The sequence below is a fragment of the Nocardia arthritidis genome (genome assembly GCF_011801145.1).
In the GTDB taxonomy this organism is placed as follows: domain Bacteria; phylum Actinomycetota; class Actinomycetes; order Mycobacteriales; family Mycobacteriaceae; genus Nocardia; species Nocardia arthritidis_A.
In genome coordinates this window covers 8,190,635-8,206,542 of the sequence record NZ_CP046172.1, presented here as the reverse complement: position 1 = coordinate 8,206,542, position 15,908 = coordinate 8,190,635, and the positions used below count along the sequence as shown (strand labels likewise).

The following is a 15,908-nucleotide window of genomic DNA, read 5'->3' as shown; positions in this document are numbered from 1 at the left end:
TATTGCGATCGGCCAATTCGATTCGAGGAGTCCTGGACGTGTCATCACCAAAGTCCCTGCCGCCATTGGTCGAGCCGGCCGCGGAGCTGACCAGGGATGAGGTCGCCCGCTACAGCCGTCACCTGATCATTCCGGATCTGGGTGTGGACGGTCAGAAGCGATTGAGGAACGCCAAGGTGCTGGTGATCGGTGCGGGCGGTCTCGGCTCGCCCGCGCTGCTGTACCTGGCCGCCGCCGGTGTCGGCACCCTCGGCATCGTCGAATTCGACGAGGTCGACGCGTCGAATCTGCAGCGTCAGATCATTCACGGCGAATCCGATATCGGCCGCCCGAAGGCGGACAGCGCGCGCGATTCGATTCTGGAGATCAATTCCGGCATCGATGTGCGGCTGCACAAGATCCGGTTGGAGCCGGAGAACGCGGTGGAGCTGTTCGGCGAATACGACCTGATCGTCGACGGCACCGATAATTTCGCGACCCGCTACCTGGTCAACGATGCCGCCGTGCTGGCGGGCAAGCCGTACGTCTGGGGCTCGATCTACCGGTTCGAGGGTCAGGTGTCGGTGTTCTGGGAGGACGCGCCGGACGGGCGCGGCATCAACTACCGCGACCTGTACCCGGAGGCGCCGCCGCCCGGCATGGTGCCGTCCTGCGCCGAGGGCGGTGTGCTCGGCGTGCTGTGCGCGTCGATCGGTTCGATCATGGTGACCGAGGCGATCAAGCTGATCACCGGCGTCGGCGAGCCGCTGCTCGGCCGGCTGATGGTGTACGACGCACTGGATATGAACTACCGGACCATCAAGCTGCGCCGCGATCCGGAGCGTCAGCCGATCACCGAGTTGATCGACTACGACGCGTTCTGCGGTGTGGTGTCGGAGGAGGGGCAGGCCGCGGCCGCCGGATCCACCATCACCGCGCTGGAGCTCAAGGAGATGATCGACGCGGGTAAGCCGGTGGAGATCATCGATGTGCGCGAGCCGGTGGAATGGGACATCGTGCATATCGAGGGCGCGAAGCTGATTCCGAAGGACCGCATCCTGTCCGGTGAGGCGCTGGCCGAGCTGCCGCAGAACCGGCCGATCGTGCTGCACTGCAAGACCGGTGTGCGCTCGGCCGAGGCGCTGGCCGCGCTGAAGCGGGCCGGGTTCGCCGACGCGACCCATGTGCAGGGCGGAATCATCGCCTGGGCCAACCAGATCGACCCCTCGCTGCCGGTGTACTGACAAGGGGGATCGACCGGGGTATCGCTTCGGTTGCGGCCTCGGCGCGGCGTCACGGAACCCGTTCCATACCGGCGGTACGGTACCGCCCGTGACGTCGTTGGAACCCCCCGATCACGTGCGCGCCACCTTCGGGCTGCGCGAGGTGGGCCCGGTCGCGTTGGACGACTGGGACGGTGCATGGCGCTTCGGTGACGTGGTGCTCAGTCCGGTCGCCGATCACGCGCGGGCCGCGTGGTCGGCGAAGGTCCGCGAGACGCTCAAGGTGGACGGTCTGCGCCTGGCCAGGCCGGTGCGCGCGACCGACGGCAGATATGTCGTATCCGGTTGGCGCGCGGACACTTACCTGGAGGGCACCCCGGAACCCCGGCACGACGAGGTGGTTTCGGTGTCGCTGCGACTACACAAGGCGACCGCGCATTTGGAGCGGCCGCGGTTCCTGGTGCAGCCGCCGGTGGCGCCGTGGGTGGACGTCGACGTATTCGTCGCGGCCGATCGGGCGGCCTGGGAGGCGGTGCCGCTGCGCGGTTTACGGGCGGGCGGCACGCTGCCGACCACGTCACCGGACGGGCAGCGCAGCATCGAGCTGATCAATCAGCTGGCCACCCTGCGCAAGCCGGTGCAGACGCCCGCGCAGCTGGTGCACGGCGATCTGTTCGGAACCGTATTGTTCGCAGGCGTTTTCACGCCGGGCCTCGCGGATATCACGCCCTACTGGCGGCCGGCCCCGTGGGCGGCCGGGGTGATCGTGGTGGACGCGCTGTCCTGGGGCGGGGCCGACGACGGGTTGCTGGAGCGCTGGGCGGACCTACCCGAGTGGCCGCAGATGCTGTTGCGCGCGGTGATGTTCCGGCTGGCGGTACATGCGCTGCATCCGCGTTCGACCCCCGAGGCCTTCCCGGGGCTCGCGCGCACGGCGGATATGGTCCGGCTCCTGCTGTGATCCGGTGTTACCTGGCGTCCGGATAGTCGGCGATCAGCGCGTCCAGAAAGCAGCGCGCCGCGGTGGCCGCCCGCTCCGAGTCGCCATCGATCACCGCCTGGACCATCTCCTGATGTTCGGCGTCGTAGGAGTCGTCACCCTTGAACACGCGCGAACGGATCACCTGTTCGATGGTCGGCAGCAGCGAGTCGTAGAACTCGAGGTACACCGCGTTGTGGCTGGCGACCACGATGGCCCGATGCAGTTCGACATCCGCCTCGATGACGGTGCGGCTCGCCGCATCCTCGTCCTTGACGCTGCGCTCGTCGAGCAGGCGTCGCAGGTTGGCGATATCGACGTCGTCGCGGCGGCGTGCGGCCAGCGCGGCGGCGGTGGTATCCAGGGCCAGGCGGAGCTCGAGCACGTCGCGCTCCTCGGCGTCGGCGAAATATTTGCCGAGGGTGCCGCCGAGGTCGGAGGCGGCGATCACATACGTGCCGGAGCCCTGGCGGCGCTCCAACATGCCTGCGTGTACGAGGGCCTGGACGGCCTCGCGCACGGTGTTTCGACCTGTTCCGGTGAGCTCGGTGAGCTCCGGTTCGGTGGGAATTCTGGCACCGATCTGCCAACGGCCGGAACGAATTTCGGCACGTAGTTGTTCGGTTACTTGAGCGATGAGGCTGGTGCGCCGGACGGGTTGCACCGCAACAGAGTACCGCTCGTCACAAATCGTTGTGTGTGATCGTCGGGTCATCCTATGATTTCGCGGTGACTTCGACCCTCCGCGAGACCCAGACCTGCCCGGAATTCACCCGGGTTGAGCAGCGAAAGCGCGCCCTGATCGAGGGCAGGCTGCTGGTATTGGCCGCTATCGTCGTGTCCGCGTTCACGCTGCGCGTCGCAGTCACCGCGTTCAGCCCGCTCGCCGAGCGGATCGGCCACGACATCGGCTACTCGACCGCGGTGGTCGGCGTCTTCGGCATGATCCCCACCGCGATGTTCGCGCTGTCCGGACTGCTCACCCCCGTGCTGGTCCGCCGCCTCGGATTGGAGCGCACCGCGCTGGTCGCCATGGTGATGGCGGGCACGGGCATGCTGATTCGGGTGCTCATGTCCGACACCTGGACGCTGCTGCTGTTCTCGGCGCTGGCGCTCGCGGGTATGGGCATCGGAAACGTCGTCATCCCGCCGCTGGTCAAGCGGTACTTCTCCGACCGGCTCGCGACGGTGAGCTCGCTGTACATCGTGATGGTGCAGCTGGGCACGGTGCTGCCCGCGCTGGTCGCGGTGCCGCTGGCCGACGCGCACGGCTGGCGCGTCTCGCTCGGGCTGTGGGCGGCGCTCGGCTTCGCCGCCGCGCTGCCGTGGATCGGCGTGCTGCACGACCGGCGCGGCCACGACCTGGCCGACCAGACCGCGCTGCCCGCCGAGGGACCGAAGGGTCAGGTCTGGCGCTCGCCGCTGGCCTGGGGCATGGCGGCCATGTTCGGCATGACCTCGCTCACCACCTACGCGATGTTCGCCTGGCTGCCCAAGATCCTGTCCGAGGCGGGGGCCAGCCCGAGCTTCGGCGGCACCATGGTCGGCATCTTCGGCCTGGTCGGCCTGGTGGCCGCGCTGAGCGCGCCGACGATCGTCGCGCGGCTGCGCAATCCGTTCATCGTGGTGGTCGGCTGCGCGATCTGCTTCTTCATCGCCTTCGCCGGTCTGCTGATCGCGCCGATGAGCGCGCCGCTGCTGTGGGTGATCATCCTAGGCCTCGGCCCGAGCACCTTCCCGATGGCGCTCACCCTGATCAACCTGCGCACCCGCACCCCGCAGGGTTCGGCATCGCTGTCCGGCTTCACCCAGGGCGTCGGCTACACGGTGGCCTGCGTCGGGCCGGTGCTGTTCGGCATGCTGCACACCTCGACCGGCGGCTGGGCGGCGCCGTTCGCCATGCTGGTCGTCGCGGTGCTGGTGCTGTTGGCGGGCGCCTGGGTGGCCAGCAAGCCGCGCATGCTCGAGGACACCTGGCACTGACAAACCCTCACCTCGCGGTCGCGCCGCGGGTGAGCAAGGGTTGATTTGCCGGTCATTGCGCGCAGCATTGTCGCAATACCCGTTCCATACCGTTGGGCCAACCGAATGCTGGGAGGCCCGTGGTGAGTGTGCTGGCACGCAATAGAGATATCGAACACTGGGACGCGGAGGACGTCGAGGCCTGGGAGTCGGGCGGTAAGGACATCGCCCGGCGCAACCTGATCTGGTCCATCTTCGCCGAGCACATCGGTTTCTCCATCTGGTCCATCTGGTCGGTGATGGTGCTGATGATGCCGCCGGCCGTCTACCACATCGACGTCATCGGCAAGTTCTACCTGGTCGCCATGCCGACGCTGATCGGCTCGATCCTGCGCATCCCCTACACCGTCGCGACGGCGAAATTCGGCGGACGCAACTGGACCACCTTCAGCGCCGTCGCCCTGCTGGTGCCGACCGCGCTGACCATGTACTACATGGCGCATCCCGCGTCGTACACCACGTACATGGTGGTGGCCGCCTTCGCCGGCGTCGGCGGCGGCAACTTCGCCTCCTCGATGACCAACATCAACGTCTTCTATCCCCAGCGGCTCAAGGGGTGGGCGCTCGGCCTGAACGCGGGCGGCGGCAACCTCGGTGTGCCGGTCATCCAGCTGATCGGTCTGGCCATCATCGCCGCGCTCGGGCAGAAGTACACCGGCGACGGCAAGCAGGCCAGCGTGCTGTGCGCGATCTACCTCGCGCTGATCGTGATCGCGGCCCTCGGCGCGTACCTCTACATGGACAACGTGCGCAACCAGAAGGCCGACCTGTCCGCGATGGGCCGGATGCTGAAGTACCGCGAATCCTGGGTGATGAGCGTGCTCTACATCGGCACCTTCGGCTCGTTCATCGGCTACAGCTTCGCCTTCGGTCAGGTGCTCAATATCAACTTCACCGCGGAGCTGACCCAGGCGGCGCAGGCGCTGTCCGGTCCGGCGAAGGCCGCCGCGCTGGCCGCGGTGGCGGGCAAGGCCTCGCTGCACGCCGCGCAGATCGCGTTCATCGGCCCGCTGCTCGGTTCGCTGCTGCGCCCCGTCGGCGGCAAGCTGGCCGACCGATTCGGTGGCGGCAAGATCACGCTGTACACCTTCGTCGCCATGGTCGCCTCGACCGCGATCCTGGTCGTCACCGGGCTGAAGAACGGCCACCGCGCCCCGACGCACGCCGAATTGTGGTTCTACGTAATCGGTTTCATCCTGCTGTTCATCCTGTCCGGCATCGGCAACGGCTCGACCTACAAGATGATCCCCTCGATCTTCGAGGCCAAATCCAAGAGCGTGCAAGGCGATACCGCCGAAAAGGCCGCCTGGTCGCGCAACATGTCCGGCGCGCTGATCGGATTCGCCGGAGCCGTAGGCGCTTTCGGCGGCGTGCTGATCAATATGGTGCTGCGCGCCTCCTACGCCTCGACCAAATCCGCCACCAACGCGTTCTGGGTGTTCCTGGTCTTCTACGCGGCGTGCGCCGTGCTCACCTGGGCGGTGTTCCTGCGGCGGCCCACCGGCAAGGTCGCCGAGGTGCGCGAAACCGCTTCCGCCGAAACCGCTTCGGCCCGCGTCTGACCTTTCGAACCACTGGAGGACTTACCGATGAACTCATCGCAGCGCAAGACCGTGGTCGTCGTCGGGCACGGCATGGTCGGGCACCGTTTCGTCGAGGCACTGCGCTCGCGGGACGAGGACGGCCGCTGGCAGGTGGTCGTGCTGAGCGAAGAGGCGCTGCCCGCCTACGATCGGGTCGGCCTGTCCTCCTACGTCGGCAGCTGGGACGCCGCCGCGCTGGCGCTGCCCGGCAACGAGTACACCGGTGACGCGCTGGTCGAGCTGCGGCTCGGTCAGCGCGCCGAAACCATCGACCGGGCGGCCCGCAAGGTGACCACCTCGGCCGGTGACACCATCGCCTACGACGCGCTGGTGCTGGCCACCGGGTCGTATCCATTCGTGCCGCCGGTGCCGGGCCACGATCTGGCGCAATGCTTCGTCTACCGGACGCTGGAGGACCTCGACGGCATACGGGCGGCGGCGGAGGCGGCCGGACCCGGTGCGGTCGGCGTCGTCGTCGGCGGCGGACTGCTCGGGCTGGAGGCGGCGAACGCGCTGCGGCTGCTCGGGCTGGTCCCGCACGTCGTCGAGTACAACGACCGGCTGATGCCCGCACAGGTGGACGAGGGCGGCGGTGCGATCCTCGAACGGCTCGTCACCGATCTGGGCCTGCACGTGCACACCGGGGTCGGCACCTCGTCGATCGAGTCGGAAGGCCAAGGGCGGCTCAAGGTTACGCTCTCCGACGAGTCGGTCATCGATGCGTCGCTGGTGGTGTTCTCCGCCGGCGTTCGCCCGCGCGATCAGCTGGCCCGCGACTGTGAATTGGAGCTCGGGCCGCGCGGCGGCGTCAGCACCGATCTCGGCTTGCAGACCTCCGACCCGAATATCTGGGCCGTCGGTGAATGCGCGGCGGTGGAGGGCGTCTGCTACGGCCTGGTCGCGCCCGGCTACACGACGGCGGAGATCGTCGCGGACCGATTGCTCGGCGGTGCGGGCGAATTCCCGGGCGCCGACATGTCGACCAAGCTGAAGCTGCTCGGCGTCGACGTGGCCAGCTTCGGTGACGCGCACGGCGTCACCGAAGGCGCGCTATCGGTGGTGCTGCACGATGCGGCCAAGGGCACCTACGCCAAGCTCGTCGTCTCCGATGACGCGCGAATCCTGTTGGGCGGCATACTCGTCGGCGATGCCACCGCCTACTCGGCGCTGCGTCCGCTGGTCGGCCGCCCGCTGCCCGCGGAACCGGCCGCGCTGATCTCGCCCGCGGGCGCGGAACTCGGCGCGGACGCGCTACCGGACGACGCGCAGATCTGCTCCTGCAACAACGTGTCGAAAGGCGCCATCTGCGGGGCGATTTCGGACGGCGCCTGCGATATCCCGGCCATCAAGGGCTGCACCTCGGCCGGAACATCTTGTGGCGGTTGCGTTCCCATGCTCAAGAAGCTGTTGGAACAGTCCGGCGTCGAGCTGTCCAAGTCGCTGTGCGAGCACTTCACCCAGTCGCGGGCCGAGCTGTTCCAGATCGTCCAGGTCACCGGTATCCGCACCTTCTCCGGCCTGATCGCCAAGTACGGCACCGGAACCGGCTGCGATATCTGCAAGCCGACGGTGGCATCGATCCTGGCGTCCACCTCCAGCGATCACATCCTCGACGGCGAACAGGCCGCGCTGCAGGACACCAACGACCACTTCCTGGCCAACCTGCAGAAGAACGGGACCTATTCGGTGGTGCCGCGGATGCCCGGCGGTGAGGTCACCCCCGAGCAGCTCATCGTGATCGGTGAGGTGGCAAAGGAATTCGGGCTCTATGTCAAGGTCACCGGCGGGCAGCGGATCGACCTGTTCGGCGCGCGGGTCGAGCAGCTGCCGCTGATCTGGCGCAGGCTGGTCGACGCGGGTATGGAATCCGGTCACGCGTACGGCAAGTCGCTGCGGACGGTGAAGAGCTGCGTCGGCTCCACCTGGTGCCGCTACGGTCAGCAGGATTCGGTCGGCATGGCCGTGCTGCTCGAAAAGCGTTACCGCGGACTGCGTTCGCCGCACAAGCTGAAGTTGGCCGTCTCCGGTTGCGCGCGCGAATGCGCCGAAGCGCGCGGCAAGGACGTCGGGGTGATCGCCACCGAACACGGCTGGAACCTGTACGTCGGCGGCAACGGCGGGCTCACGCCCAAGCACGCGGTGCTGCTGGCGGGCGACCTCGACGACGAGACGCTGATCAAATACATCGACCGCTACCTGATGTTCTACATCCGCACCGCCGACCGGCTGCAGCGCACCGCGCCGTGGCAGGAGGCGCTGGAGGGCGGGCTCGACTATCTGAAGCAGGTGATCTGCGAGGACAGCCTCGGCATCGCCGACGACCTGGAGGCGGCCATGGCCCAGCATGTCGCCGGCTACCGGGATGAATGGGCGGCGGTGCTCGACGACGAGGAGAAGCTGTCCCGGTTCGTGTCCTTCGTCAACGCACCCGATGCGGCCGATCCGACCATCGCCTTCGACGACAGCGGCGAGCGCAAGGTGCCCGTGCTGCTGGGGATGCCCCCGGTCCCTGTCGCTACGCAGGGGAAATGACAACTTAACCGTGCAGAAACAGGACGCCGGTACCAATGAGTATGGCGTTTGGAGGTAGACACCGATGACCGTGATCGATATTCCCGGCACCATGACGGCAACCATCACCGGATGGACGCAGGCTTGCCGGCTCGACTACCTGATCCCTGGCCGCGGCGTCGCCGTGTTGCTGAAAGGTGGCCAGCAAGCCGCACTATTCCTGCTGCCCGACGGCATGCTCTACGCGGTCGGCAATATCGACCCGATCGGGCGGGCCGCGGTGATGTCGCGCGGCATCGTCGGGGACCGGGGCGGTGTGCCGGTGGTCGCCTCGCCGCTGCTCAAGCAGGCGTACTCGCTGGTGGACGGGCATTGCCTGGACGATCCCGACGCCGCGCTGCCCGTATACGCCGTGCGGGTGGTCGACGGCATCGTCGCGCTGTCGAACGAGCCGGTCGCCGCCTCCCTGCCCGCGGACGGATGATCCATGGACACCGGATCGCGCGGCGAGCCGACGGGGATCGGTCCCTGTCTCGCCGGATTCACCGTCGGCGTCACCGCCGCCCGCCGGGCCGATGAGTTCGCCACGCTGCTCACCAGGCGCGGGGCGAATGTCGTTGCGGCCCCGGCTATTCGAATAATCCCGCTGGCCGACGACACCGAGCTGGAGCGGGTGACCAGGCGGCTCATCGAAGCCCCGCCGCAGATCACCGTCGCCACCACCGGCATCGGCTTCCGCGGCTGGATGGAGGCCGCCGAGGGCTGGGGGCTGGCCGAACAGCTGCACGACACCCTCGCCGCCGGACGGTTGCTGGCGCGCGGGCCCAAGGCGACCGGTGCGATCCGCGCCGCCGACCTGCGCGAGGAATGGTCGCCCGCCTCGGAATCGTCGGCGGAGGTGCTGGATCACCTGCTCGCCGCGGGGGTCGAGGGTGTGCGGATCGCGGTCCAATTGCACGGCGCCACAACGGAATGGGAGCCGGTGCCGGACTTCTGCGAGGTATTGCGCTGCGCCGGAGCGGATGTCGTGCCGGTGCCGGTGTATCGCTGGACGCCACCGGTGGATTCGGGGCCGATGGACCATCTCATCGAGGCGGTCGTCACCGGCGGCCTCGACTGCGTCACCTTCACGAGTGCGCCCGCCGTGGCATCGATGCTGATGCGCGCCAAGGAAACCGGGCTGCTGGATGGGCTGCTGCACGCGTTTCGCGGGCGGGTGCTCGCGGCCTGTGTCGGGCCGATCACCGCCGCGCCGCTGGAGGAACTGGGCGTCGCGACCTCGCAGCCGGCCCGGGCCAGGCTCGGGGCACTGGCCAGGCATGTGGCCGAGGAACTGCCGAGGCGGGCCAACCGGATCCAGGCGGGCGGGCACGTCATCAGCGTGCGCGGTGCGTGCGTCGTCGTCGACGGTGCGGTGCGTCAGCTCGCGCCGGCGCCGATGGCGCTGATGCGCGCGCTGGTGCGGCAGCCGGGCCGGGTGGTCTCCCGCGAACAGCTGCTGGCCGCGCTGCCCGGCGGCGGTGACGACACCCATGCCGTCGAGACGGCGATCGCCAGGCTGCGCAGCGGGCTCGGCACCCCGAAAGCGATTCAGACAGTGGTGAAACGGGGCTATCGGCTGGCCATCGAGGCCGCGGAGGAGTGCGAGAGCCCACAGCCGTCCGGGCCCGGCGTCGGCACCCCGGTGCGCGCACCGCGCTACGTACAGGCGGTGGGGACGTGGTGAGCGCGCTGGTACTCGTCGCGCACGGCACCAGGAGCACCAAGGGGGTCGAGCTCATCGGCACGCTCGCCGAGGCGGTTTCGCGGGAGCTCGGTGCCGGGATTTCGGGGCCCGGCACCGAGTTTCGCGGTCCGTGGGTGCGCACCGCGTTCGTCGACGTGCTCGGGCCGTCGCCGTCGGAGGTGCTGCGCGATCTGGATCGGAAATCCGTTCCCGCCGTAGTGGTTCCGGCGTTCCTCGCATCCGGGTACCACGTCTACCAGGATGTGCCGCGCGAGGTCGCGGACAGCGGTCACCCGATGGTCGCGGTCACCCCGGCCATCGGACCCGATCCGGCACTGGCCCGCGTCATGGCCATGCGGCTGCACGCCGAGGGCTGGCGGCCGGGCGACGCGGTGGTGTTCGCCGCCGCCGGTTCCTCGGATCGCCGTGCCCGCCAAGACGTTCGCAGCGCGGCGGACCTGCTCGCCGACCGCCTGCGCACCCCCGTCACCGTCGGCTACATCGCCACCGGCGCCCCGCACGTACCGGATGTCGTAGCCGGACTGCGCAATTCAGGCCACAACCGAGTCTTCATCGCCTCATACCTGTTGTCCCACGGCCTATTCCAGCAACGCCTGCACGACGCCGGCGCCGACGGCGTCGCCGACCCCATCGGCGTACACCCCGCCGTAATCCGCCTCATCGCCACCCGCTACCACACCGCCACCCGAGACCTGGTGCCAGTTCCCAACCGCTGACCAGTTCTGGATTCCACTGGGGCGAATCAAGCCTGTTGGGGGTGGTGGGCGGTGCTGAGGGTGCGTCTGGGGTCGGTGAGTAGGGGGTGCCAGGCGAGTTCGGCGGCGCCGAGGAGGGCGCTGTCGGGCAATTGTTCGGTGGCGATGGTGATTTCGTCGATGTCGACGAGGAAGGCGCGGGCGGCGAGTTGGTCGCGGACGGTGGCCGGGTCCAGTTCGTAGAGTGCGGCGAGGGTTCCGCCGAGCACTATGCGGTCGGTGTCGATGATGTTGGCCAAGCTGGCCAGTCCGCTGCCGAGGTGGGTGTTGAGTCGTTGAACGGCGGTGCGGGCGCGTGCGTCACCGGCGCGGGCGGCGGCGACCACTTCCGCTGCGGCGCCGGGGATTTCGCCGTCCGGGAGATCCGGTGCCCCGGCGGCGCGCAGGAGGGCGCGCTGGTCTGCCTCGACCTCGAGGCAGCCGGTGGATCCGCAGCGGCAGCGCGCACCGGCCGGATCGACGGTGATGTGCCCCGGTTCGATCGCGTATCCGTGTGCGCCGCTGAATAATTGGCCCCCGCTCACCAGCGCGCCACCGAGGCCGACCCGGGTGGTCGTCAGGTACAGCAGTTGGGCGGCGGCCCGTCCGGCGCCGTGGCGGTGTTCGGCCCAGGCGGCGAGGTTCGCGTCGTTGCCGACCTCGATCGGCAGATCCGTGAGATGCGGCGGTAATTCGGCGCGCACCAGCCGCGCCAGCGGCACCGAGCGCGGCCAGCCGAGGTGCGTCGCGGCCCGAACCTGCCCGTCCGGCAGCCGGACCGGGCCGGGCACGGCGATGCCGAGACCCAGCAGCGGCCGCTCATCCGGTACCAATTCGCCTACCAGACAGCATAATTCGCGCACCACATCGGCGACGTCGCGGCTCGGCAGGTCTCGGTCGACGCGTTCGAGGATCCGGCCGCCGAGCGCGACCCTGGCCGCGCTGATCGTGGCGGCGTGCAGCTGTATCGCGAGCACCACCGGTCCGGTGTCGGCGATCCGGATCCGGTGGGAGGGACGCCCGCCCTCGGACCGTTGGTGTTCGCGATCGACGCCGATCATGCCGAGCTGATCCAATTCACGCAGCAGATAACCCGTCACGCTGCGGCCGCAACCGAGCCGTTCGGTCAGCTCGGCCCGAGTTGCGCTGCCGCCCAACGTGTGTAGCGCGAGGAGCAGCTCGCCGATGCCGTTCTTCGCCGGTTCTTGTGCGGTGCGGGGCATATCCGTATCTTACTTTGTGCAGTAACTGAACAAACTACGGCTTTATCCCAGAGGGACATTCATGATCGAGAACTCGGGTCCGGGGTTGCGCTGGTGGCGGCACGCGACGATCTACCAGATCTATGTGCGCAGCTTCGCCGACGGCGACGGTGACGGCATCGGCGACCTCAGTGGAATCCGCACCCGGCTGCCGTATTTGGCCGCCCTCGGTGTCGACGCGGTATGGCTCACACCGTTCTACGTTTCGCCGATGGCCGACGGCGGCTACGACGTCGCCGACCATCGCGCCGTCGATCCGCTCTTCGGCGGGCTGGACGACCTCTCCGCGCTGATCGCCGACGCGCATCTGCTCGGGCTGCGGGTCCTGATCGACCTGGTGCCCAATCACACCTCGGCGCAGCATATTTGGTTCGTCGAGGCGCTGGCCGCCGGGCCCGGTTCGCTCGCGCGCGAACGCTATGTGTTCCGCGACGGGCGCGGCGAACTGCCGCCCAACGACTGGGAATCCTGCTTCGGCGGCCCGGCCTGGACCAGGGTGCCCGACGGCCAGTGGTATCTGCACCTTTTCGACTCGGGGCAGCCGGATCTCAACTGGGACAACGCCGATGTACTCACCGAATTCGACGAGATCCTGCGGTTCTGGCTGGACCGCGGCGTCGACGGATTCCGCATCGATGTCGCGCACGCGATGGTGAAGGCGGCCGGGCTGCCCGATGTCGGGCACGGCGGGCAGTGGCGGTTGATGGGCGTCGCGGAGCTGCCCTACCTGGATCAAGACGGTGTGCACGAGATTCATCGGCGGTGGCGCAAGATCCTGGATTCCTATCCGGGGGAACGGATCGCGACCGCCGAACTGTTCGCACCGAATGCCGCGCGGTCGGCGAACTATCTGCGCCCGGACGAACTACACCAGGCCTTCAACTTTCACTATTTGCACACCGAATGGGATGCGGCGGAATTTCGTTCGGTGATCGACGCCTCGATCGATGCGGTATCCGGTGCGGGTGCGACGAGTACCTGGGTGCTGTCCAATCACGATGTCGTCCGGCATGTAACCCGGTACGGCGGAGGCGAATTGGGCACTCGCCGGGCGCGCGCCGCAGCATTGCTCACCTTGGCCCTACCCGGATCGGCATACCTCTACCAGGGTGAGGAACTCGGACTCGCCGAGGTGACCGATCTGCCCGAGGAGGTGCTGGCCGACCCGATCTGGGAGCGATCCGGCCGCACCGAGCGGGGCCGGGACGGCTGCCGAGTGCCGATCCCGTGGTCGGGCGCCGAACCGCCGTTCGGGTTCGGCCCGCAGGGCGCCGCGCCCTGGCTGCCGCAGCCGGATCACTGGGTCGCGTGCACCGCCGAGGCGCAATCCGGCACGCCGGGTTCCATGCTGGAGCTGTACCGCAGTGCCCTTGCGCTACGTCGAGAGTTGTTGTCCCACAGTGATTTTACTTGGCGGCCCGGGCCGGACGGCGTGCTGGCCTTCGACCGTGGACCGTCCTTTCGCTGCACGGTGAACTTCACCGACGAGCCGGTGACCGTGCCGGTGCCAGGCGAACTCCTGCTCTCCAGCGCCGAGGAACTCGAAATTCACGGCGGCACAGCAGAACTCGCCGCCAATAGTGCCGCATGGTGGGCCGTGGGCTGATCCCGTCCTACTCCACGGGCTCGCCGCCCGGTCGAAAATCGACCGAACCGTCGGCGATCCGGCGCATGAGCCCGCGCAACTGGGTGCGGTAGTAGTCCTCGAATTCCGGTGTGCCCGGCCGTATTCCGGTCATTCCGAGGATGGTGCCGGGCAGTACCGCGGGCGCCATCACGATGGCCGTCAGCACTATTCGGATGAATGCCGGGTCGAGTTCCGCCGCGATCTCGCCGCGCTCCTTGGCCCTGTGCAGGTTCGCCAGGTCGGACCGGGCCTCCTCGGCGAGATCGGATTCGGCGTCGGCGGCGGTCAGGCCGCGCCATGCGGTGAGCCGGGCCGCGCGCGGGTCGGCGAGCCCGGCGCGCAGGTATCGGTCGACCACCTCTTCGAGCGGTAGCGCCGGATCGGCGAAATCGGCCTCGCTCTCGCGCCAACCACGCTGAATCTCCCGGTACAGACCCTCTTTTCCGCCGAAGTAGTAGCCGATGAGCTGTTTGTTCAGGCCGGCCCGGTCCGCGATGTCCTGAATGCGCGCGCGGTCGAATCCCTTCTCGGAGAACTCGTCCAACGCCGCGCTCAGCAGCGCCTGCCTGGAGCGTTCGGCGTCGCGTTTGCGCTCCTCGGCGTTGGGGGAGCGGCGCGGTCCCTGCTTGGTACCGGATTCGGACGTCATGCGGCGATGATACCGCACCTACTGACCGGCGAGTTGGTTTAATCATCTCGTGGGTTGACACAATATTCCGACGGGATGACACTTCCGAGGTGACAATCTCGAACCTCTCCGAAGACGCCTCCGAACGGCCGGGGCTCACACCGCGGGCACGCAAGGCCGTCGTGGTCGTGCTGATCGGCGCGATCCTCGCCTTCCTCGATGCCACCGTCGTCAATGTCGCGCTGAAGTCGCTGTCCGGCACGCTGGACAGTTCGCTCGACGCCATCCAATGGGTGGTCACCGTCTACCTGCTCGCCCAGGCCGCGGTCCTGCCGGTCACCGGTTGGGCCGTGCGGCGGATCGGCGCCAAACGGCTCTATCTGGTTTCCCTTTTGGTGTTCGTCATCGCCTCGGTCGCCTGTGGGTTGTCCGGCGGTGTCGGCGAGCTGATCGCCGCCCGGGTGTTCCAGGGGATCGGCGGCGGTGTCATGGTTCCCGCCGGCCAGATGATCCTGGTGACCGCCGCCGGTCAACGCGGATTGGCGAGAGTTATGGCGGCCGTTGGGATTCCGATGGTGCTGACCCCCGTCGTCGGTCCGACGATCGGCGGTCTGCTGCTGGAGAACGTCGGCTGGCAGTGGATCTTCCTGATCAACGTGCCGCTGGGCCTGGTCGGGCTGCTACTGGCCCTGCGGTTGCTGCCCGCCGACGAACGCGCCGAATCGGCCGGTCCGCTCGATGTTTTCGGGCTGGCGCTGGCCTCGCTCGGCATGGCCTGCCTGACTTACGCACTGGCCGAGGCCGGTTCGCTGGGGATCTCGGCACCGCGGGTGCTTATTACGGGGGCCGTCGGAATAGTCGCGCTCGCGGCATTCGTGCTGCGCTCGCTGCGGGTGGCGCATCCGGTGCTCGATGTCCGGCTCTATCGGGATGCGCTGTTCAGCTCCGCCTCGATCGCCACCTTTATTTTCGGCGCGGCCACCTTCGGTGCGATGGTGTTGCTGCCCTTGTATTTTCAGCTCGTCCGTCATCAGGATGCCGCGCATACCGGCATGATGCTCGCGCCGCAGGGCATCGGCGCCGCGGTGGCGATGGCGGTGTCGAGCCGCGTCTTCGACCGGATCGGTAGCCGAATCTGCGTGCTGGGCAGCGTAATCGGCATCATCGCCACGCTACCGTTCATGCTGATCACCGCCGATATGCCCTACTGGGTGCTCGCCGCCGCCATGGTGGTGCGCGGCGCCGGAATCGGATTGGCCGTGATGCCCGCGATGACGGTCGCGCTGGGTACCCTGCGTCCGGAGAAAATCAGCGATGCCACACCGCAACTCAACATCATGCAGCGGCTCGGCGGCTCGATCGGCACCGCCGTATTCGTCATCATTCTCGATAAAAGCCTGCGCGACAAAGGAATTCAACCTGCCGATCAGGCCGCTGCCTTCGGTGTCACCTTCGCCTGGGTACTCGCCGCCGCCGTCCTGGCCACCCTGCCGACCATCGTCATGGCGGTGTTGGAGCGGCGAGCCGCACGCCCGGATTCGGGCGCAACGCTGGCGGGGATCGTCGCGCCGGACTAGGGTTCAATATTAGGGTTCTAACTATAATTAGGAGAG

General features: G+C 68.1%; 13 protein-coding genes. 10 read left to right on the top strand and 3 right to left on the bottom strand.

Annotation, left to right across the window (positions count from 1 at the left end; all coding sequences use genetic code 11):
• Positions 1 to 38 precede the first annotated feature (38 nt).
• On the top strand, positions 39 to 1,223 hold the full coding sequence (moeZ, locus tag F5544_RS37030) for an adenylyltransferase/sulfurtransferase MoeZ (RefSeq protein WP_167477469.1): 1,185 nt from the start codon (positions 39 to 41) through the stop codon (positions 1,221 to 1,223).
• 88 nt (positions 1,224 to 1,311) lie between these two features.
• Positions 1,312 to 2,163: a TIGR02569 family protein gene (locus F5544_RS37025; protein WP_167477468.1), complete on the top strand. Its 852-nt coding sequence runs from the start codon at positions 1,312 to 1,314 to the stop codon at positions 2,161 to 2,163.
• A 7-nt stretch (positions 2,164 to 2,170) separates the two neighbouring features.
• On the opposite strand, the gene F5544_RS37020 is transcribed toward F5544_RS37025, so the two are convergent.
• Entirely contained in the window at positions 2,171 to 2,845 is a 675-nt protein-coding gene (locus F5544_RS37020) for a FadR/GntR family transcriptional regulator (RefSeq protein WP_167477467.1), read from the bottom strand.
• A gap of 65 nt (positions 2,846 to 2,910) precedes the next feature.
• Between F5544_RS37020 and F5544_RS37015 the strand changes: the two genes are divergently transcribed.
• From F5544_RS37015 to F5544_RS36990, 6 genes are all read left to right on the top strand, one after another.
• Positions 2,911 to 4,164, top strand: coding sequence for a CynX/NimT family MFS transporter (locus F5544_RS37015; RefSeq protein ID WP_167477466.1), 1,254 nt, complete (start codon positions 2,911 to 2,913; stop codon positions 4,162 to 4,164).
• 119 nt (positions 4,165 to 4,283) lie between these two features.
• Complete coding sequence (locus tag F5544_RS37010; RefSeq protein ID WP_428847092.1) at positions 4,284 to 5,765, top strand: nitrate/nitrite transporter; 1,482 nt, start codon at positions 4,284 to 4,286, stop codon at positions 5,763 to 5,765.
• Between the two features lie 27 nt (positions 5,766 to 5,792).
• Entirely contained in the window at positions 5,793 to 8,318 is a 2,526-nt protein-coding gene (gene nirB / locus F5544_RS37005; RefSeq protein ID WP_167477465.1) for a nitrite reductase large subunit NirB, read from the top strand.
• A gap of 64 nt (positions 8,319 to 8,382) precedes the next feature.
• The gene (gene nirD / locus F5544_RS37000) at positions 8,383 to 8,781 is read left to right on the top strand and encodes a nitrite reductase small subunit NirD (RefSeq protein WP_167477464.1); all 399 of its coding nucleotides are present in this window, start codon (positions 8,383 to 8,385) and stop codon (positions 8,779 to 8,781) included.
• Between the two features lie 3 nt (positions 8,782 to 8,784).
• Positions 8,785 to 10,023 (top strand): uroporphyrinogen-III synthase, encoded by a 1,239-nt coding sequence (locus F5544_RS36995; RefSeq protein WP_167477463.1) that lies wholly within the window; start codon positions 8,785 to 8,787, stop codon positions 10,021 to 10,023.
• The gene (locus F5544_RS36990) at positions 10,020 to 10,760 is read left to right on the top strand and encodes a sirohydrochlorin chelatase (RefSeq protein ID WP_428847091.1); all 741 of its coding nucleotides are present in this window, start codon (positions 10,020 to 10,022) and stop codon (positions 10,758 to 10,760) included. Before F5544_RS36995 ends, F5544_RS36990 begins: the two co-directional genes overlap by 4 nt.
• 26 nt (positions 10,761 to 10,786) lie before the next feature.
• Here the strand turns inward: F5544_RS36990 and F5544_RS36985 are convergent, their stop codons facing one another.
• Entirely contained in the window at positions 10,787 to 12,001 is a 1,215-nt protein-coding gene (locus F5544_RS36985) for an ROK family protein (protein WP_167477461.1), read from the bottom strand.
• Positions 12,002 to 12,062: 61 nt separating this feature from the next.
• Between F5544_RS36985 and F5544_RS36980 the strand changes: the two genes are divergently transcribed.
• A complete protein-coding gene (locus tag F5544_RS36980; protein WP_167477460.1) occupies positions 12,063 to 13,646 on the top strand; it encodes a glycoside hydrolase family 13 protein in 1,584 nt (527 codons plus the stop codon).
• A gap of 7 nt (positions 13,647 to 13,653) precedes the next feature.
• Here F5544_RS36980 and F5544_RS36975 read toward each other — a convergent pair whose 3' ends face one another.
• Positions 13,654 to 14,316: a TetR/AcrR family transcriptional regulator gene (locus F5544_RS36975; RefSeq protein ID WP_167477459.1), complete on the bottom strand. Its 663-nt coding sequence runs from the start codon at positions 14,314 to 14,316 to the stop codon at positions 13,654 to 13,656.
• An 89-nt stretch (positions 14,317 to 14,405) separates the two neighbouring features.
• Between F5544_RS36975 and F5544_RS36970 the strand changes: the two genes are divergently transcribed.
• Positions 14,406 to 15,872: a DHA2 family efflux MFS transporter permease subunit gene (locus F5544_RS36970; RefSeq protein WP_203217436.1), complete on the top strand. Its 1,467-nt coding sequence runs from the start codon at positions 14,406 to 14,408 to the stop codon at positions 15,870 to 15,872.
• The last annotated feature ends 36 nt before the right edge of the window (positions 15,873 to 15,908 follow it).

Coding starts and splice junctions, on each gene's coding strand:
- F5544_RS36985 (WP_167477461.1), bottom strand. CDS start 12,001: ATGCCCCGCACCGCACAAGAACCGGCGAAGAACGGCATCGGCGAGCTG.
- F5544_RS36995 (WP_167477463.1), top strand. CDS start 8,785: ATGGACACCGGATCGCGCGGCGAGCCGACGGGGATCGGTCCCTGTCTC.
- F5544_RS36975 (WP_167477459.1), bottom strand. CDS start 14,316: ATGACGTCCGAATCCGGTACCAAGCAGGGACCGCGCCGCTCCCCCAAC.
- F5544_RS36980 (WP_167477460.1), top strand. CDS start 12,063: ATGATCGAGAACTCGGGTCCGGGGTTGCGCTGGTGGCGGCACGCGACG.
- nirD (WP_167477464.1), top strand. CDS start 8,383: ATGACCGTGATCGATATTCCCGGCACCATGACGGCAACCATCACCGGA.
- nirB (WP_167477465.1), top strand. CDS start 5,793: ATGAACTCATCGCAGCGCAAGACCGTGGTCGTCGTCGGGCACGGCATG.